Annotated in this window: 16 protein-coding genes and 2 tRNA genes; 5 read left to right on the top strand and 13 right to left on the bottom strand. The window is 59.1% G+C overall.

Annotated features, from left to right (window positions below):
* Positions 1–7: 7 nt before the first annotated feature.
* The 3 genes from BLU28_RS08665 (at position 8) to BLU28_RS08655 (ending at position 1,719) form a co-directional block, all read left to right on the top strand.
* Positions 8–781 carry an amino acid ABC transporter ATP-binding protein gene (locus BLU28_RS08665; protein WP_004441935.1) on the top strand — a complete coding sequence of 258 codons (774 nt, stop codon included), beginning with the start codon at positions 8–10 and terminating at the stop codon, positions 779–781.
* Between the two features lie 341 nt (positions 782–1,122).
* Positions 1,123–1,197, top strand: a tRNA-Glu gene (locus BLU28_RS08660).
* Between the two features lie 447 nt (positions 1,198–1,644).
* Positions 1,645–1,719: transfer RNA gene (locus tag BLU28_RS08655), tRNA-Glu, on the top strand.
* A 129-nt stretch (positions 1,720–1,848) separates the two neighbouring features.
* Here BLU28_RS08655 and recJ read toward each other — a convergent pair.
* The 5 genes from recJ to BLU28_RS08630 form a co-directional block, all read right to left on the bottom strand.
* On the bottom strand, positions 1,849–3,657 hold the full coding sequence (recJ, locus tag BLU28_RS08650; protein WP_077986266.1) for a single-stranded-DNA-specific exonuclease RecJ: 1,809 nt from the start codon (positions 3,655–3,657) through the stop codon (positions 1,849–1,851).
* Positions 3,658–3,760: 103 nt separating this feature from the next.
* A complete protein-coding gene (locus BLU28_RS08645) occupies positions 3,761–3,985 on the bottom strand; it encodes a hypothetical protein (protein WP_022556200.1) in 225 nt (74 codons plus the stop codon).
* Positions 3,986–4,172: 187 nt separating this feature from the next.
* On the bottom strand, positions 4,173–5,483 hold the full coding sequence (locus tag BLU28_RS08640; RefSeq protein ID WP_077986267.1) for a homoserine dehydrogenase: 1,311 nt from the start codon (positions 5,481–5,483) through the stop codon (positions 4,173–4,175).
* A 61-nt stretch (positions 5,484–5,544) separates the two neighbouring features.
* Positions 5,545–6,765: an LL-diaminopimelate aminotransferase gene (locus tag BLU28_RS08635; RefSeq protein ID WP_004441943.1), complete on the bottom strand. Its 1,221-nt coding sequence runs from the start codon at positions 6,763–6,765 to the stop codon at positions 5,545–5,547.
* 302 nt (positions 6,766–7,067) lie between these two features.
* Positions 7,068–8,027, bottom strand: coding sequence for a nucleoside hydrolase (locus tag BLU28_RS08630; RefSeq protein ID WP_077986268.1), 960 nt, complete (start codon positions 8,025–8,027; stop codon positions 7,068–7,070).
* Positions 8,028–8,208: 181 nt separating this feature from the next.
* On the opposite strand from BLU28_RS08630, the gene BLU28_RS08625 reads away from it, so the two are divergent.
* Positions 8,209–9,012: a TSUP family transporter gene (locus BLU28_RS08625; RefSeq protein WP_004441947.1), complete on the top strand. Its 804-nt coding sequence runs from the start codon at positions 8,209–8,211 to the stop codon at positions 9,010–9,012.
* A 52-nt stretch (positions 9,013–9,064) separates the two neighbouring features.
* Here BLU28_RS08625 and BLU28_RS08620 read toward each other — a convergent pair whose 3' ends face one another.
* The 8 genes from BLU28_RS08620 to hemN all read right to left on the bottom strand — a co-directional run bounded on the left by BLU28_RS08620 (position 9,065) and on the right by hemN (position 17,158).
* A complete protein-coding gene (locus BLU28_RS08620) occupies positions 9,065–9,760 on the bottom strand; it encodes a nitrogen regulation protein NR(II) (protein ID WP_006697409.1) in 696 nt (231 codons plus the stop codon).
* Positions 9,761–10,039: 279 nt separating this feature from the next.
* Positions 10,040–10,969: a lipid A biosynthesis lauroyl acyltransferase gene (locus BLU28_RS08615; protein WP_045533594.1), complete on the bottom strand. Its 930-nt coding sequence runs from the start codon at positions 10,967–10,969 to the stop codon at positions 10,040–10,042.
* Between the two features lie 5 nt (positions 10,970–10,974).
* Complete coding sequence (locus BLU28_RS08610) at positions 10,975–12,003, bottom strand: zinc-binding dehydrogenase (RefSeq protein ID WP_077986270.1); 1,029 nt, start codon at positions 12,001–12,003, stop codon at positions 10,975–10,977.
* Positions 12,004–12,143: 140 nt separating this feature from the next.
* The gene (locus BLU28_RS08605) at positions 12,144–13,424 is read right to left on the bottom strand and encodes a beta-ketoacyl-ACP synthase (RefSeq protein WP_077986271.1); all 1,281 of its coding nucleotides are present in this window, start codon (positions 13,422–13,424) and stop codon (positions 12,144–12,146) included.
* Positions 13,425–13,435: 11 nt separating this feature from the next.
* Positions 13,436–14,632 (bottom strand): beta-ketoacyl-ACP synthase, encoded by a 1,197-nt coding sequence (locus tag BLU28_RS08600; protein WP_077986272.1) that lies wholly within the window; start codon positions 14,630–14,632, stop codon positions 13,436–13,438.
* Positions 14,633–14,841: 209 nt separating this feature from the next.
* Positions 14,842–15,321, bottom strand: coding sequence for a 3-hydroxyacyl-ACP dehydratase FabZ family protein (locus BLU28_RS08595; protein ID WP_077986273.1), 480 nt, complete (start codon positions 15,319–15,321; stop codon positions 14,842–14,844).
* An 88-nt stretch (positions 15,322–15,409) separates the two neighbouring features.
* Positions 15,410–15,694, bottom strand: a complete 285-nt coding sequence (locus tag BLU28_RS08590; RefSeq protein WP_003495848.1) for an acyl carrier protein — start codon at positions 15,692–15,694, stop codon at positions 15,410–15,412.
* A 114-nt stretch (positions 15,695–15,808) separates the two neighbouring features.
* On the bottom strand, positions 15,809–17,158 hold the full coding sequence (gene hemN / locus BLU28_RS08585; RefSeq protein WP_077986274.1) for an oxygen-independent coproporphyrinogen III oxidase: 1,350 nt from the start codon (positions 17,156–17,158) through the stop codon (positions 15,809–15,811).
* Positions 17,159–17,370: 212 nt separating this feature from the next.
* Between hemN and fnrN the strand changes: the two genes are divergently transcribed.
* Positions 17,371–18,096: a transcriptional regulator FnrN gene (gene fnrN, locus BLU28_RS08580; protein WP_004441967.1), complete on the top strand. Its 726-nt coding sequence runs from the start codon at positions 17,371–17,373 to the stop codon at positions 18,094–18,096.
* The last annotated feature ends 468 nt before the right edge of the window (positions 18,097–18,564 follow it).

Genomic DNA, 18,564 nt, shown 5'->3' with positions numbered 1-18,564 from the left:
GCTCAAAATGGCAGAAACCCAGGCAAAAAAACTGACCGTCTCGGCGACGGACGTCGCAATCGAAATCACCGGCATGAACAAATGGTACGGCGATTTCCATGTGCTGCGTGATATCAACCTGAAGGTCATGAAGGGCGAGCGCATTGTCATCGCCGGTCCTTCCGGGTCGGGCAAATCGACCATGATCCGCTGCATCAACCGTCTGGAAGAGCACCAGTCGGGCAGCATCGTCGTTGATGGCATCGAGCTTACCAACGACCTCAAGAAGATCGACGAGGTGCGCCGCGAAGTTGGCATGGTGTTCCAGCACTTCAACCTCTTCCCGCATCTGACGATCCTCGAAAACTGCACGCTGGCGCCGATCTGGGTTCGCAAGATGCCCAAGAAGGAAGCCGAAGAAGTGGCGATGCACTATCTGAAGCGCGTGAAGATTCCCGAGCAGGCGCATAAATATCCGGGCCAGCTTTCCGGCGGTCAGCAGCAGCGTGTGGCGATTGCCCGCTCGCTCTGCATGAAGCCGAAGATCATGCTCTTCGATGAGCCGACCTCGGCGCTCGACCCGGAAATGGTCAAGGAAGTGCTTGATACCATGGTCAGCCTCGCAGAAGACGGCATGACCATGCTGTGCGTGACCCACGAAATGGGCTTTGCGCGTCAGGTCGCAAACCGCGTTATCTTCATGGACCAGGGCCAGATCGTCGAACAGAACTCGCCCGCCGAATTCTTCGACAATCCGCAGCACGAGCGTACCCGCCTGTTCCTCAGCCAGATCCTGCATTGAGACCAAGCATCATCGGACGGGGCCCTTGGGCCCCGTTTTTTTATGACGACAACCCAGGTCCAGATCTAGCGTGATCTTTGGCTTTTCATGACGCTGCGCTTCTCACGTCCCGGAGCCACTTGAGTGAATCACTGCCCACCAACGCGTTCCCCCACATCATTCTCTTCCGTTAGAAGCGCAAAACCGCGGGACCAAGCACGCTTTAACCTTTTGTTACGAAACAAGAATCCTTGTTTTTCAGGGCTTCTGGCCACCCGTGTCATTTTTTTGTCAAATCATGCGTTTTTCCGCTTGCGGAGCAACCGGAGCCTGACTATAAGGGCGCCACACCACAAGCGCACGCGCCCTTCGTCTATCGGTTAGGACGTCAGATTTTCATTCTGAAAAGAGGGGTTCGACTCCCCTAGGGCGTGCCACTTGCTTTGCTGGTTACCTCCCACACTACGAAATCATTCGATAAAATCGCAATAATTCCAGCATCTCATCATTGCTGCGGAACCGATTTGCCGTCGGCACGTTAGATGCCTGTCCCCCCGATGGAAGGCAAGCCGGACGAAATGCCGCCGCGCAATTCACCCGGCTTGCCTTTCCCCTCTCCCAGATCATCAGGAAGTCCCGGGCTTCGGCAGAGCGTTGCCAGCTCAACGGCCACGATGCTGGGCTTTGCACACTTGCACCGCTTCGTCGCGTCTCGTGCCGCGCGAGATTGGAGCGGTAATTCAAGGATTTGGGCCGGTCCGACCGGGTTTTCCACAGCCCGTTCCGCCCTGCCAAAAAAACTCGCCGCAAAGCGAAAAAAATCAGTTTTTCCGCTTGCGGAGCAACGGGAGCCTGACTATAAGGGCGCCACACCACAAGCGCACGCGCCCTTCGTCTATCGGTTAGGACGTCAGATTTTCATTCTGAAAAGAGGGGTTCGACTCCCCTAGGGCGTGCCACTTGCTTCTTCCTTAAAATCAGCAGCATAAACGAAAATCTTCACGCATCGCGTAAAGATATCCTGTTGTAGTGCAGAGGTCAGCGACAACCGTTGGCCGGTGACAGTCGAGATAGATTGGTGGCCCCTTTCAGGGCGCGAAAGCGGCGTCCAGAACACGCAGTTGAACCCGCCTTTGCCCCTGCCAGAGATCGGCGCCAACAGTACCCGCGACGTGAATATTCCGTCCGCGGGCATTCATGAGCATCTGTCCCAGGGGCGCCTCGACGGCGCGGAACGCGATTCCGTCCAGCCGTGAGCCATCCATGGCCTCCAGCGTGATCTTGACGTGGGATGTGCCCACCAGCCGCACATCACGCAGGCGATGCGCCGGAACGGCAAAGATCGGCTGAGAATGACCGGAACCATAGGGACCGGCCTGTTCCAGCTGGTCGACAAGCTGCAACGTAGCCCCCGAAGCGCCGATGGCGCCATCAATCTTCAATACGCTGCTCTCTACCAGCTCGTTTACGGTCTTTGCCGCGGCTTCTTCGAAAAAGGTCCTGAGCTTGCCGAGATTGGCGCGCTCAACCGTGAGGCCTGCCGCCATGGCGTGACCGCCGCCCTTGACCAGCAGGCCGGCCTCCACGGCAGCGCGCACCATCCGCCCCATGTCGAAGCCGGCGATCGAACGGCCGGAGCCGGTGCCCTTGCCGGAGGGATCGAAGGCAATGGCAAAAGCCGGGCGGCGGAAGCGATCCTTCAGGCGCGAGGCCAACAAGCCGACAATGCCGGGGTGCCAGTTTTCACGCGCGGTGACGATAACACCGGCACCCGAGCCGTCGCCATATTCGAACAGGGCCTCCGCTTCGGCCTCCGCAAGCATCGCCGCTTCCATCGCCTGTCGCTCGCGGTTCAGCTCGTCCAGCCGCTCGGCAATCACCTCGGCCTGCGAGGAATCATCGATCGTCAACAATCGGCTGCCAAGCGCAGCGTCGCCAATACGCCCCCCGGCGTTGATGCGGGGCCCGATCAGGAAACCGAAATGATAGGGTGTCACAGGCCCGCCCAGCCCCGCCTTCTTGAACAGCGCGGCAAGGCCGGCATTTTTCATGTGGCGTGCGGCAATCAGGCCCTTCACCACATAGGCGCGGTTCAGCCCTTTCAGGGGAACCACATCGCAGACCGTCGCAAGCGCAACGATGTCGAGCAATGACAGCAGATCGAGCGTGAAGGCCTGGCGGTGCCGCCTGTCCTTGAGAACGCGAAGCGTGGCGACGAGCACGAGGAACACCACGCCAGCGGCACAGAGATGCCCCTGCCCCGACAGATCGTCCTCCCGGTTGGGATTGACCAGCGCCACCGCCGGCGGCAGTTCCGTACCCACCTGATGGTGGTCTATGACCACAACGTCCGTTCGTGCCTCTTTTGCCGCCTTGAGCGATTCATGGCTGGTGGATCCGCAGTCCACCGTCACGATCAGCGTCGCGCCATTGGCGGCCAGCTGCTGCATCGCCGCCGGGTTAGGCCCGTAACCCTCGAAAATTCGGTCGGGAATGTAGATCTCGGGCGTCAGCCCGAAATGTGCAAGAAACCGGTACATCAACGCGGAGGAAGCAGCGCCGTCGACATCGTAATCCCCGAAGATCGCCACCTTCTCACCCGCTTCAATGGCGCGCACAAGCCGCTCGGCGGCCTTCTCGCAATCGGTCAGCACATGCGGGTCGGGCATCAGGGAGCGAATGGTGGGATCAAGGAACGCCAGGGCATCGTCCACCCCTACACCGCGCCCGGCGAGCACCCGGGCGATCAGTTCCGGAATACCGTGGACCTGGGACATGGCCAGCGCACGGTTCTGCCCGGCCTGATCCAGCCGAGACACCCACCGCTGTTCTGTTGCCGACCGCTCCACGCTTAAAAATGCGCGGGCCACGGTATCGGCCGGCTCCATCATTACCATCCTGTCCATTCGTCCTGTCATTCGCGCCAACAGGCGCTCTAATGGTTAGAACGGGCTAAATGGCGATGCTGCGTTTTTCAAGCAAAAACGCGCCTTGACGAAATCACGTCGAGAAAATCGAGAAAAAAGGGCTGACAATCGAGACGGCCGCGACAAGCAGCAGCAGCGAAAATACCGCGAGCGAACACCAGTTACGCTCATATTCGGCCATATCGAATTCCATGCTGCGAATATTGTCATTGGCATTGTGCGGCCGCGCCCTGTGATGGCTCGCCGGAGCGCCCTGGCGCTTGTTGTCCTTGAACAGGATGATCGATGTCACGGCCACGCCTCCCTCGCTTGGTGAACACGATTAACCATAAGGCCGAATCGCCCTGCTTTCCAGCGCTTCACGCACCGTCCCCTCAAATTTGGCGGCCACCAGACCGCAGGAAGGCGCCGGTCCCCCAAGCAACAAAAAACCGCGTTTCCGGATGGAAACGCGGTTTTTGATCTCACGACAGTAGCGTCGCGCTTCAGGTCCGCTCGATGCGGATGACCTGGGGCTCGCTGACGAGATATTTCTCGTTCTTGATCGCTTTTACCGCCTTGCGGATCGCATCTTCCATTGTCGCGTGCGTAACAAGGATGATTGTCTGCGGCGCGCCTTCCACGTGCACGCGCTGGCGCTGCACGATGGATTCCAGCGAAATGTTATTGTCAGCCATGCGGCTGGCGATGGAGGCGAACACACCGGCCTGATCCTTCACCGTCAAGCGGATGAAGTAACCGCCCTCGTGGCTCTTCATCTTGGCGCGGCGATAGTCCGTCAGCGATTTCGCCGGACGGCCGAGCACCGGCACACGCTGTGCACCGGGACGGCTCTTGGCGATATCGGCGATATCGCCAAGCACGGCGGATGCCGTGGCGTTGCCGCCGGCGCCGGGTCCGACCATCAGCAATTCACCGAGAATGTCGGATTCGATCGCCACGGCGTTGGTGACGCCATCGACCTGCGCGATGACGGAATCGAGCGGCACCATGGTGGGATGGACGCGCTGCTCGATACCGGATTCGGTGACCTGCGCCACGCCGAGAAGCTTGATGCGATAACCTAGATCGGCAGCCGCCTGGATGTCCTCGATCGAAATATTGGTGATGCCTTCGAGATAGATGTCGTCGGCAGCGATCTTGTTGCCGAAGGCAAGCGTGGTCAAAATGGAAAGCTTGTGCGCGGTGTCGTTACCTTCGATATCGAAGGCGGGATCAGCCTCTGCATATCCCAGCCGCTGCGCTTCCTTCAGACAGGCCTGGAAGGACAGGCCTTCTTTCTCCATCTTTGTGAGGATGTAGTTGCAGGTGCCGTTCATGATGCCGTAGATGCGCGTCACGTGATTGCCGGTCAGCGATTCACGCAGGGCCTTGATGACGGGAATGCCGCCAGCGACCGCCGCCTCGAAGTTCAGAAGCGCGCCCTTGTCTTCGGCAATGGTCGCCAGTTCGACACCATGCTTGGCCAGCAGCGCCTTGTTGGCTGTCACCACATGGAGACCGCGCGACAGCGCTGCCCGCACCGCATTTTCGGCCTGTCCGGAAGCACCGCCGACCAGTTCGACAAACACATCGATGTCAGCTTCGCTCGCCATCTGTTCCGGCGTGTCGAACCAGGTAATACCCGTGAGATCAATGCCGCGGTCACGCGAACGATCGCGCGCGCTTACGGCAATAATCTCAATTGCGCGTCCGCAGGTAATCGCAAGTTCGTTGCTTCTCTGCTGGAGGATGCGCACGAGCGAAGCGCCGACAGTGCCGAGCCCCGCTATGCCGATTCTCAATGAATCTGCCATGGGTATGTTCCTGATTGCTGGTGATGGTGGCGGCCGAGACCCGGCCGCCCTGGGTTTGCCCTTATCTGTGGGCGTTGAGCGAAACGACGTTGTGCATCGTTTCGTCTGCTGTCGACAGGAAACGCTTCAGATTGCGCGCTGCCTGACGAATTCGATGCTCGTTTTCCACGAGCGCGAGACGGACGTAATCATCGCCCATCTCGCCGAAGCCGATGCCGGGAGCAACGGCAATATCGGCCTTCTCGACCAGAAGCTTGGAGAATTCCAGGCTGCCGAGATGGCGGAATTTTTCCGGGATCTTCGCCCAGGCGAACATGGTGGCTGCCGGCGGCGGTACTTCGAAGCCCGCCTTGCCGAAGGTGTCGACCATGACATCGCGACGGCGGCGATAGACATTGCGCACTTCGGCAATGTCCGAGCCGTCACCGTTCAGTGCATGGGTCGCAGCAACCTGGATGGGTGTGAAGGCGCCGTAATCGAGATAGGACTTCACGCGGGTCAGCGCCGCGATCAGCCGCTCGTTGCCAACGGCAAAGCCCATGCGCCAGCCGGGCATGGAAAACGTCTTCGACATGGAAGTGAATTCCACCGCAACGTCGATCGCACCGGGAACCTCGAGAACGGAGGGCGGCGGATTGCTTTCGTCGAAATAGATTTCCGAATAGGCAAGGTCGGAAAGCACGATGATCTCGTGCTTCTTCGCAAAGGCGATGACGTCCTTGTAGAAATCGAGCGACGCGACATGCGCCGTCGGGTTCGAAGGATAATTGACGATCAGCGCCAGCGGCTTCGGAATGGAGTGGCGCACGGCGCGCTCCAGCGGCCCGAAGAAGCTGTCGTCAGGCTCGACATTCATCGAGCGGATAACGCCGCCCGCCATCAGGAAGCCGAAGGCATGGATCGGATAGGTCGGGTTCGGACACAGGATCACGTCACCCGGCGCGGTGATGGCCTGCGCCATGTTGGCGAAACCTTCCTTGGAGCCGAGCGTGGCGACGACCTGCGTGTCGGGGTTCAGCTTAACGCCGAAGCGGCGGGCATAATAGGCCGCCTGCGCGCGGCGAAGACCGGGAATGCCCTTGGACGAGGAATAACGATGGGTACGCGGGTCCTGAACGACCTCGCAAAGTTTGTCGACGATGGCCTTCGGGGTCGGAAGGTCGGGATTGCCCATGCCGAGATCGATGATATCGGCCCCGGCCGCTCGCGCGCTCGCTTTCAAACGGTTGACCTGTTCGAAGACGTATTGCGGCAGACGCCGGACCTTGTGAAACTCTTCCATCTCTTTCCTCATGGGAATGGACCGGTTCTTACGGTCCATAACGAAGGTTCGTTTTTGTTGTTAAACGCCGCCGACACGAACCGACCCGGCAGGCGTTATTCATTGTAGCGCAAAGTACGGGAAAACCCACAAGGGTTTTCTTGGGCCAACGCCGCCTAGCGGTGATCCGCCCTTCCTACCGGCACCGCCTTTTCAAGCCCTCCGGCAAGGCGGATCGCGCACTATGATCAGGGAACTTGCATAACGCCAGATTCTGGGAAAATGCAAGGCAAGCCATGCTCAAGAACGGCCATTCCTGTCGTTCAGCCGCGCTCGCCCTTCACAATTGCCGCGCGGATGACCGAAAGCACGCGCTCCGGCTTGATATCCGTGCAGACCAGCTGGCTCGGATGCCCGTCCCAGTCGCCCGGCGGAAAGGCGCGTCCGTCCGGCTTCTGGATGGTCTGGCCGTCGGCAAGGCCGCCGCAGACGACGCGCACCGGGCCGCTGCGGGTGGTAAACAGTTCCGGCGCGACGAGATAAACACAGGCGCAGCTGTCGTGCACCACCATGCCGTCACCGGTGCGGGTCTTGTAGAAATCGATGTAGAATTGCGACAGGTCCGAAAGCAGCTGCACCGGCTTGCCGCCCGCCTCTGCCATCTCAGCCATGAAGGCGCTGGTCATCACGGTTTTTGTCGTGACATCGAGACCGACAACAACCACGCGCCACGGCGCGGTGAAGACAAGATCGGCCGCTTCCGGATCGCCATGAATATTGGCCTCGGCCGCCGGCGAGACATTGCCGTTGATGTCGAAGGCGCCGCCCATGACGATGACGTCCTTCACCAGCGCCGCGAAATCAGGTTCTTCGCGCAAAGCCAGCGCCAGATTGGTCATGCGGCCAACGGCAATAAGCGTCACTTCACCCGGATTGGCTTTGACCGTCTCGATGATGAAGCGATGCGCGGGCCGCGGGTCTAGCGGCAGGTCGATGGTGTCGGGGATATCGATGTCACCGAGGCCGTTTTCACCATGGATGAAGGTCGGCCAGTGGCCTTCCTTGCGGGCCGGATCGAAGGTTACGCCCGCCCCTTTCGCGACCGGCGCGGTCATCTGCCATTCCCGCTTGAGGAAAAGCGCATTGCGGGTGGTGATGTCGATGGGCGCATTGCCGAAAACGGTGGTGACGCCGATCAGATCGATATCGGGGTGGCGGTGCAGGAACAGAAGCGCCATGGCATCATCCACACCGGGGTCCGTATCGAATATCACTTTATGCATAATGTCCTCATCCACATGTGTCAGGCGCCATCCGTCGTTCCGGCGACGCGCCACGGAAACATAACGATAAGCGGCAGCACCGCAATCCCCCGGCGCCCCTCAGACCATACAGAAAAATATTGCGCGACCGCGTTTTCGGTGAAAGAAGGGGCCTCTCCTTCCGCCTGCCCGGACATGCCAAGTGCAAGACATCGCCCTCAACGTTTTCCTCGTCCTCTTCTGCGTCGCCATTTTCGCCGGCTTTATCGATTCCATTGCCGGCGGCGGTGGTCTCATCACCATTCCGGCAATGATGATCATGGGAATACCGCCACTCGATACGCTTGGCACGAACAAGCTGCAGGCACAGTTCGGTTCGGCCTCCGCCACTCTCGCTTACGCAAGACGTGGCCATGTCAATCTGAAAGAGCAATTGCCGATGGGGTTGATGGCGATGGCCGGCGGAATGCTGGGGGCGCTGACGGCCGCCTTCGTGCCTGCCGATCTTCTGCGCACCATCATGCCCTTCCTGCTGATCGCCATAGCGATCTATTTCGCCTTCAAGCCACAGCTCAGCGATGTAGACAGCCATCGCCGCATCACACCGCTGGTGTTCGGATTTACCGCCGCGCCGCTGATCGGCTTTTATGACGGCGTCTTCGGTCCGGGCGCCGGTTCCTTTTACATGCTCGCCTTCGTGGCACTTGCCGGTTTTGGCATGCTGAAGGCGACAGCCCATACCAAGCTTCTCAATCTGGGCTCCAATTTCGGCGGGTTCGTCGTCTTCGCGATGGGCGGCGCGGTTTTGTGGAAGCTTGGACTGGCAATGGGGTTCGGCCAATTCATCGGGGCGCAGATCGGGTCGCGTTTCGCCATGAAAAACGGCGCGAAGATCATCCGCCCGCTTCTGGTTCTGTCGTGTCTGGCAATGGCGACGAAGCTTCTGATTGACGCCTCGTCCGCCTGGTCCATCGCCACGATCTGGGAAACCGTCTTCCCGAAATAAGGGACCGATCGGGCGCGTTCAGCCCGTCCTTCGGATATGAGGGGAGCTTGGGTCAACCCGCAGCGCGGCGCCTGCGATCGGCAATTTCGCGGATGACCACCATGGCACCCACGAGCTTGTAGGCGGAAGAATAACAAGGCGACATTTCGAGCGACTTGACGATTGTGCGACCGTTCTGGTCTTCCGCATAGGTATATTTCGACGTATCGCCCTTGAAGCAATTATCGAGCTTTTCCCTGAGTGCGTTCTGGAAACGGTGGACACCGACGAGTTCGGCGATGTGGCAGCCGACGAGCCCTTCCGGCGCATTACGCTGGAAGGCGTCGAGCGCATTGGCAAAGGACACGCGGTAACCGGGGGACACGATGACGACAGGCTCATCGAGATCGTTGAGCATATCTTCATCGAGGATCAGATGGCGGTGGTGCCATTCGAGGCTGTCTGCATCTTCGTCACCGATCACTTTCGCCTTGAGCGGCATGCCGACGTAACGGTCGACGAGCGTTCGCAGAAGTTCGGAATTGCGCTGCACGCAGCCAAGGTCTTCCGCCTCGTGGTTGAGGAGATCGATAGCAAAACGGAACTGCTCGCGAATGTCTTCGGAGCTTTCGGTCTTGCGTCCGACGACGCGCTCGAGAAGCTGCTCCAGTTCACGCTCCAGCACTGCGATCTTGTCGGCCTCGTTTTTACCAACGGCAGATTGCAGTTCCGTATAACGCAGCCAGAACAGCTCAATCAAATCTTTCAACCCAACTCTCCCTGAACGGGCAAACATCCCGATCCTAATCCGAAAGGATAGACCAATTATCCCTGATAATAGCGTCTCCGCGCTTAAAAATGACGTAACGAAGCACGAAAACACGGCGGGGATTGTTGTTCAAAATATCACAGCCGCTGCTATTTTTTCAATTTCGATAATCCATGAACGAAAAATGAGGTTCCACTACTATGGAAAAATTTCGAAAAGCACAGTTCCTGCGCCTAATTTTGTGAAAATTGCTCTGAGAGCACGAGCCAGCCAGCATCCTCAAATCTGGTGCTTAACGTCCCACCGGTCGTGATACCACAGCCATTGGCCGGGATATTCGCGCACCCAGCTCTCCACCTTGTCGTTCAGAAGCTGCGCCGTCGCCTGAATGTCTACATTGCCCTTGTCATCGCGCGGAATCTCAACCTTCGGTTCGATTTCCAGCCGGTAGCGATTATCGGGCAGGCGCACGCAACGGGCAGGATAGACATCGCAATTGAACTGCCGCACCAGCTTGGCGAGAAGCGGATTGGTGCGAACCTCAAGTCCGAAGAACTTCGTCGTCAGTCCCTTGCCGAATTTCTGGTCGACGAGCACACCCACACCACCGCCCTTTTCCAGCTGCCGCGCCAGCGCGAAGGAGGAGCCGGCATGCGAGGGCACGAGATTGCCCATGCGCTCCTTGCGGAAACTGAACACTTTCTCGGCCACAAAGGGATTGTTCGGTGGCCGGAACAGCACCGTCACATCGAGACCGAAAGCCGAGCCGGCAACCGGCAGCAGTTCGAAATTGCCGCTATGGGCGGTAAAGACGATGAAAGGCCGCGGATTGTCGCGCAGCTCGAGGAAGGTCGGGATGCCCTGGACCTCGATGCGTCCCGGCTCGTTCTTTTCCGGATCGAAATCGAACAGCCGGTCGAGAAAGACATATTCCGCCGCCAGCCGGCCCATATTAGCCCAGCTGTCCATGGCGATTGCCAGCCGTTCCTCTTCGGATTTCTCCGGAAAGGCGCGGGCCAGATTGTAGAGCATCAGCTTGTGGCGGCCGGTTTTCGGCCCCACCCAGCGTGCCAGTCTGTCAGCGGCGCGAATGCCCGCATCGGCGGGAAAGAGCTTCAGCAGGTTGAGAAGGCCGAAGGCGAATGTCGCAATCAGCCACTGCCGGAAGTGGTCCAGTTTCAGGACGATCCGTGTCAGGAACAGCTTCAAGATGCTCAGTCCATCCGCAGCACGATCTTGCCGAACACCTGACGCGTCTCCATGCGCTCCAGCGCCCGGTCGATATCGTCAAAGGTCACTTCGGTGTCGATGACCGGACGCACGATGCCACGTGCCATCTTCTGCATGGCGTTGGCCATGTTCTCCATACGGCAGCCGAAGGAGCCGAGCAGTTTCAGCTGCTGCTGGAACAGCATCATCAGGTTGATGTCGGTGGAAACACCGGATGTGGAACCGCAGGTGACGAGACGACCGCCGCGCTTCAGCGAGAACATCGAACCCGCCCAGGTATCCTTGCCGACATGCTCGAACACGACGTCGACGCCCTTCTTTTTCGTCAGCTTGCGCACGACGCCTTCGAAACGGTCTGTGCGATAGTTGATCACATGATCGGCCCCGAGCGCCTTCGCCCGTTCGATCTTATCATCGGAACCGACTGTCGTGATGACGGTGCACCCCATCTTCTTCGCAAGCTGGATTGCCGCCGTGCCGATGCCCGAACCGCCGGCGTGAATGAGGATGGTTTCGCCGGACTCCAGCTTGGCATTGTCGAACAGCATGTGCTCAACCGTGCCAAACGTCACCGGCGCAAGAGCAGCACCGACGGCGTCGACGCCATGCGGCGCCGGCACGAGCTGGCGGGCAGGAATATTGATCTTTTCCTGCGCGAAACCGTCGAGATGGAAACCGTGCACGCCCTGGACATGTTCGCACAGATTGTCGCGGCCTTCGCGGCAGGGTTTGCACAGCCCGCAGGTGCGCGCGCCATAGATCGCGACCAGCTGGCCGGGCAGCACGTTGGATACGCCCGGACCGATGGCTTCCACCACACCCGAGGCTTCTGCACCGATTGTGAGCGGCATCTTGCGCTTGGCGAAAGCCATGCCGCGCCAGCCCCAAACATCGATGTGGTTGAGCGCCACGGCCTTGACGCGCAGCGTTACCTCGCCCGGCGCCGGCGCATCCGGTTCGGGCAGATCCACTTTTTCGAGCTTCCGGTCGTCGACGAGTTGAAGAGCGCGCATATATCAGTCCTTCGCCCGAAGGCGTTATCTAAAATCATTCCAGCAAAACTCTGTAACGGTTTTGCGGCTGGAATGCGAAATCAAAGAAACGGGCGCATTTCCGCAAGTCATTCGGAAACGCCCCTGTTGTAACGAACCGGTTAAGCCGGTTCCCGCGTCATGACAAGGCTTGCATTCTGCCCGCCGAACCCGAAGGAATTCGACAGAACCGCACCCACCTCGGCATCCCGCTTCACATTCGGCACCACGTCGAGCGTGATGGTCGGATCGGGATTGTTATAGTTGATTGTTGGTGGCAGCGTGCCAGTCAGCATGGTCTGCAGCGAGAACACCGCTTCCACAGCACCTGCGGCGGTCAGCGTATGACCGATCATCGACTTGTTGGACGACAGCGGAATGTTCTTCAGGCCTTCGCCGAAGACGGCCAGCATTGAGCCATATTCCATCTTGTCGTTCTCAGGCGTCGAGGTGCCGTGGGCGTTGATATAACCGATATCGGTTTCGGCCACGCCCGCATCGGCCAGTGCCGCACGGATCGTCGCAATCGCGGGGCCGCCATCGGGCGAAGAGCGCGTACGGTGGAAGCTGTCAGCCTTTTCACCGGCGCCCTTGATGATGCCGAGAACCTTCGCGCCGCGTGCGACGGCGGCTTCGAGCGATTCCAGCACCAGCGTTGCCGCACCTTCAGCGATCACGAAACCGTCGCGGTCCTTGCTGAACGGCTTGGAAGCCTTTTCCGGCGGGTCGTTCTGGGTCGAAAGGGCAGACAGCAGCGAAAAGCGGATCAACGCCTCGGCACTGACAGAACCATCGGTCGCGACCGTCAAAGCCCGTTCGGCGCGGCCCTGTCGGATGGCCTCGACGCCGAGCTGGATCGCGGTCGCGCCGGATGCACAGGCGGTCGACAGGGTAACCGGCAGACCGCGCGTACCGAAACGGTCAGACAGACGCTCGGAGATGGCACCAAACAGCGCTGCTTCCTGGAATGCCGGATCGGGACGCTGACGGAAGGCCGTCAGGAACCGCTCATAGGCATCACCCGGCTGGGTGGCTGGCGGAGAGCGGTCGGCAAGCTCGAAACGGGCACTCCATTCCGGCTCGATCGGCGGCGCTGCGAGAAACAGCGGGCCGTCAAAGTCACCGGAAATGCCGGCCTGCGCCAGCGCCTCGATGGTGGTTTCGCGCGCGAAGGCATAGGAACGTTCGACGGAATTCGGAACCGGAATATCGATGAAATCCACCGTGCCGCTGATCCTGGTCGAAAGCCCTTCGGTCGGGAAACGGGTGATCTTGTGAATGCCTGACTTACCCGAGGTCAGCGCCGCCCAGTTATCGGCAAGCCCCTGACCGAGCGAGGTAATGATGCCCATGCCGGTGACGGCGACGATCGGGCGACCGAGATGATCCTTAAAATTGGTCATGGTCTTTCTCCTCACACGTCACGGGACAGAACGGCGACACCTTCGCCGCGGACATGGCCAACAGTGGTGACGACAGCCTCGGTCGCCGCCTCGCCCATTGGCTTTTCCGCATTCGCGTCGAAGGTAGGAACCTTGGCACCGCTTTCAAGCGTCAGCGCCGCCAGAGCGAGGCCGAGCGGAAACTGCGCCTCAAGTCCATGGCCCGTGACACCGCCGAAACCGCGGATGGCAGCCTTCGGCAAGGTCTTTTCGAGAATGTGCTTCTCACGGGCCGTAACGCCGTCATAACCGCTGGCGCCGGAGAAGACGACGGTCGCGGCGCTGTCCGTTGCCGGGGCCAGCAGACGCTCCATGCGCTTTTCCATTTTGCCGTCGTCGCGGCTGCCGCGATCACCTTCGATGGCGTCGATGCGGGCATAGATGCGCGCACCGCGCTCGATGGCATGCTTGCGTGATTCCAGTACGAGGAAGGCTCCGAGCGAGCCGGAAACCATGCCGCCGCCTTCCTGGCCTTCGCGCGACCACAGGGGCTGCCATTCGCCCTGCGCATGCGCCCCGATGGCTTCGAACAGCAGGATCATGTCTGGACGTTCGGCAGAGAAGGCGCCGCCCACGAGAGCGTGGCTCGATTCGCCCGAACGAATGCGATGGAACGCGGTTTCGACGGCGGAAATGCCGGCCGCTTCTTCGCCCATGAAGGTCCGGGAAGAGCCTGTAACCTTGTGCACGATGGAGATATTGCCGGCCATCAGGTTGGAAAGCTGGGCGAGAAACAGCGTCGGGCGCAGTTCCGTCGTCAGCTTTTCGTTCAGCAGCTTTTCGCGGTCGTTGCGCTTCAAAGCCTCGTCAACGATCAGCGTATCGACATTGATGTCGCGCTCGCCGCCGCCGGCAGCAACGATCATATCCATGGTGGCGCAGGCTTCGGCATTTTCCTTCAAGCCGGCATCATCAAGTGCAAGACCGGCGGCAAAAACGCCGAGACGCTGCCAGTTTTCCATCTGGCGCTGGTCGCCGCGCTTGGCGATCTGTGCCGACCAGTCGATCTCGGGCATGGGATGAACCGGATATGGCTTGAATTTTTCCGTCTCGACAATCGTCGCCGGCGCGGCGGTTCCCGAAAGAAGCGCCACATGCGCCTGGCTGCCAACGCCGTGACAGGTCACGATGCCGACCCCTGTTATCACCACATCATTGTCAGATTTCATCGTCTGTCATCCTTTGCAGCCGGCCCCGCCGAAACGGTCACGGCTATCCAACAGCGGTTGCGAACAACCACTTCATGCGTTGCGGAATAAAGCGCGCGGTGCGGATTGGCAATGGCGAAGACCCGATCCACCGTCGCGAGCCCACGATTTTCGTGCATCAAAACCGGGCCGACAGGAAAAACTGTCTTCTCCGAAACGAATGAAAAAGCTTATTTCCGTGCATCGGCGGCAATCGCCGCCATCAGGCAAACTTCTTCCGCCCGCTTCTTGACGATAGGCCCAAGCGGGATCTCGCTGAAGGGCATGGTGCGCAGTTTCAGCTGCGCGTCGCAGACCTTCTTGCCATCGGAGGTGATCTTTGCCTTGGTAACCGCAAAGCCCGAACCGTCATGCTCAAGCACTGCCTCGATGTCGAGAACAGCACCCGGCTCCACGAAAGTCCGCATCTTGGCGCCATCGACCGACATCAGGAACGGCATGGACGCGAAATCGGAAAATGCCAGAACCAGCATGCCGGAGGCCTGCGCCATTGTCTCGATCAGAAGCACACCCGGAACCAGCGGCATGCCGGGGAAATGGCCTTCGAAAACAGGGCTTTTATCGGGAACAACGGACCGCGCCTTCAACGTGCGCGCCGTCATGTCCACGGCCTCGACCTTGTCGATCATCTGGAAATATTCAAGCAGCATCCGTCCGGCCCGTCTCTGGTCGGTTAGTCATGGTTTGCCCGCAGGCGGCATCAAAAGAAAATGCCCGCCGGAAGCGGGCACCGTCATATCAGCCCTTGGCCGCGCGCAATTCGTCAATCTTGGCGCAAAGGTTCTTCAGCACGAAGTATTCTTCCGTGGAAACCTTGCCTTCATTGACTTCCTGCGTCCACTGCTCGAGCGGAATCTTGATGCCGAATTCCTTGTCGATCGCGAAAACGATATCAAGAAAGTCGAGGCTGTCGATGCCCAGATCGTCGATCGTGTGGCTCTCCGGCGTAATGGTTTCGCGGTCGATTTCGCTGGTTTCGGCGATAATGTCGGCAACCTTGTCGAATGTAGCTGTCACGCCCATAATCCTTATTGTCGTTCGTATGAATTATTCTTTCTGACGCACCACATAGGCAAGTCGCGCAAAAAAGCCAATGGTTTCGTGACGTAACTTTGAAATTTGCCCCAAAACTGTTGCCTAAACAGCAACCGAATGACGGCCGCGCCCATTGCCGAGATAGGTATCGAAGATTGCCGCAATATTACGTACAAACGGCCTTCCCACCTCCGTCACGGCAAAAATATCGGCATCCAGCCGCACCAGACCGTCCCTGTCGCCTGCGGCAAACTGCTGCGCCTGGTCCCTCACGGAATGGCTCACCTTACCGAAACGGTGCTGCAAGTCCGAAAGATCGATAGAGAAATCGCACATCAACCTTTCGATCACATGCGAGCGCAGATGATCGTCCTGCGACAACTCAATGCCCTTCACGGCGGCAAGACCGCCCTCACCCACCATGCGCTGATATTCACCGGTTGCCACCATGTTCTGCACATAGCCCTGCGGCAGCCGGCCGATGGATGATGCGCCAAGCCCGATCAGCGCATCGGCAGTATCGGTCGTGTAGCCCTGAAAATTGCGGCGCAGGGCACCCGCCTGGGCGGCCTGGGATAATGTGTCGGTCGCCCGGGCAAAATGATCGATGCCGATCTGGCTGTATCCGGCCTGCCTCAGCATCTCCCCCGCCACCGTCATCTGGCGGTAGCGTTCGGCAACATCGGGCAGCGCATGTTCGGGGATCAGCGACTGGTGTTTTTTCATCCAGGGAACATGGGCATAGCCAAAAAGCGCGATGCGATCAGGGTCAAGCGATACGATCTGATCGACCGTTGTTTTCAGTGTCTCGCATGTCTGGAACGGCAACCCGTAAAGAATGTCGCAATTGACTGAGTGAACGCCCCTCGCCCGCACGGCGTCCACCACGGATTTCGTCTGCTCGAAAGACTGGATGCGGTTGATGGTTTTTTGCACTTTGTCATCAAAATCCTGCACCCCGAGGCTCGCCCGCGACATGCCGATGGCGGCAAGCGCGTCATAGCGGCTTTCGTCCAGATCGTTGGGATCCATCTCAACGCTGATTTCTGGTGCCAGCCCGAAAGTGAAGTGACGCCGCAGACAGTCCATCAGGTCCTGCATGTCCTGCGGGTCAAGCATGGTCGGCGAGCCGCCGCCGAAATGCACGGCACTCACCACGGCGTCAGGCGAAACAAGTGCGCCGACCGCAGCAATTTCCTGCTTAAGTGCTTCAAGATAAATAGCAATCGGCTCGTATTTCAGCGTGTGCTTGGTATGGCAGGCACAGAACCAGCAAAGCCGGTCGCAATAGGGAATATGCAGGTAAAGCGACAGGCGATTCCTGTGACCGAGTGCGCCGAGCCAGCCGCGATAGGTCGTATTATCGATTCCCTCGTGGAAATGCGGCGCGGTCGGATAGCTCGTGTAACGCGGCACTGCCCCGGAATATTTGTGAAGAAGGTCGATATTCATCACCCGATTTGCCTTTTATCAAGAAAATGTCGATTTCCCCTCTTTCAGTAGCGGCTGCGACAGTTTGCAACTTTGACTTCAATCAAATTGAGCCATAAGTTCTTGCTAAAGTAGACGCGGGGACGACGGCTACAGCGCACACGCCTTTAAAGAGACCGGATTTGATATCCAGAGTCGCAATCGTCCCGCAAAGCCAGCATTGGAAAAGGCTTATGGACACGCTGCAGAAGACCATCCACAATTCGGAAGAGCCGGTTGTTTGCCGCTCCTGCGAGGCGCGTCACGGCGGTCTTTGCAGCACGCTGACACCGCAGCAGCTTTGCGATCTGAACCGCCATTCCAGCCGCAAAAAGCTGGAGGCCGGCAATGAGCTTCTTGGCCAGGGCGAGCTCGTCACCTCCTACGGCAATATCCTGAATGGCGTGGTAAAGCTGTCGAAAATGATGTCGGATGGCCGCCAGCAGATCGTCGGCCTGCAATTCGCACCGGATTTTCTTGGCCGTCCGTTCATGGCGGAAAGCAAGATGACGGCGGAAGCCGCAACCGATGTGGAAATCTGCCTCTTTCCGCGCCGCGTCGTCGACCGCATGGTCTCCGAAGTGCCTGATATGGAACGCAAGCTGCACAGCCAGTCACTCAAGGAACTGGACGAGGCACGTGACTGGATGCTGACACTGGGGCGCAAATCGGCGCAGGAAAAGGTTGCCAGCTTCCTTTATATGATCGCCACCCATATCGACCCGGAAAACGACGACAAGTCATGCTTCGACCTGCCGCTCTCGCGTGCCGACATTGCCGATTTCCTCGGTCTCACCATCGAGACCGTTAGCCGGCAAATGACAAAGCTGCGAAAGGAAGGCATTATCCGCATCGAGAACAACCGTCACATCACCGTGCCCGATCTCGATGCGCTGAGTGAAGCGGCAGGCAACGACTGACAGCCGCCCCCCTCGATCATCGCCCCTGAAGTGCGGACGTTCCGAAATTGATGTGCGGCGCCCGCGCCTGAGCTGGTGCGAGCGCAAAACCGGCAAGGACCAGCAAAGCGGCGATGCATTTCATGATATTTCACCCTGTGCGCCGCTTTTTCAGCGGCCTGTTTGTTATGGCTGCACCATAAGCTGCAAACCGCATCCATCCGCTTAACATCTTCGGTAAGCGGAAGGTTCAAAGGCAGGGTAAAGAAGGAGTTATGATTGCCGGGCCGACAGAACCTTCAGCCGTGATTGTCGCTGTAGGACGTTCGGCATCCCCGCTTGTTTCTTCTCCCCGGCGGGGAGAAGGTGGCCCGACGGGCCGGATGAAGGGGCAAACGCGGAGATATGCGGAGAGCTTGCCCCTCATCCCGCTGCCGCGGACTTCTCCCCTATGGGAGAAGAAACAAGTGACATGCACTCGCCCAGCTC

The sequence above is a fragment of the Agrobacterium pusense genome (assembly GCF_900102105.1).
Classification (GTDB): Bacteria; Pseudomonadota; Alphaproteobacteria; order Rhizobiales; family Rhizobiaceae; genus Agrobacterium; species Agrobacterium pusense.
This window is presented reverse-complemented; position numbering and strand designations above follow the sequence as displayed.

Coding starts and splice junctions, on each gene's coding strand:
- BLU28_RS08665 (WP_004441935.1), top strand. CDS start 8: ATGGCAGAAACCCAGGCAAAAAAACTGACCGTCTCGGCGACGGACGTC.
- recJ (WP_077986266.1), bottom strand. CDS start 3,657: ATGGTAATGATGGAGCCGGCCGATACCGTGGCCCGCGCATTTTTAAGC.
- BLU28_RS08640 (WP_077986267.1), bottom strand. CDS start 5,483: ATGGCAGATTCATTGAGAATCGGCATAGCGGGGCTCGGCACTGTCGGC.
- BLU28_RS08635 (WP_004441943.1), bottom strand. CDS start 6,765: ATGGAAGAGTTTCACAAGGTCCGGCGTCTGCCGCAATACGTCTTCGAA.
- BLU28_RS08630 (WP_077986268.1), bottom strand. CDS start 8,027: ATGCATAAAGTGATATTCGATACGGACCCCGGTGTGGATGATGCCATG.
- BLU28_RS08610 (WP_077986270.1), bottom strand. CDS start 12,003: ATGCGCGCTCTTCAACTCGTCGACGACCGGAAGCTCGAAAAAGTGGAT.
- BLU28_RS08605 (WP_077986271.1), bottom strand. CDS start 13,424: ATGACCAATTTTAAGGATCATCTCGGTCGCCCGATCGTCGCCGTCACC.
- BLU28_RS08600 (WP_077986272.1), bottom strand. CDS start 14,632: ATGAAATCTGACAATGATGTGGTGATAACAGGGGTCGGCATCGTGACC.
- BLU28_RS08595 (WP_077986273.1), bottom strand. CDS start 15,321: ATGCTGCTTGAATATTTCCAGATGATCGACAAGGTCGAGGCCGTGGAC.
- BLU28_RS08590 (WP_003495848.1), bottom strand. CDS start 15,694: ATGGGCGTGACAGCTACATTCGACAAGGTTGCCGACATTATCGCCGAA.
- hemN (WP_077986274.1), bottom strand. CDS start 17,158: ATGAATATCGACCTTCTTCACAAATATTCCGGGGCAGTGCCGCGTTAC.
- fnrN (WP_004441967.1), top strand. CDS start 17,371: ATGGACACGCTGCAGAAGACCATCCACAATTCGGAAGAGCCGGTTGTT.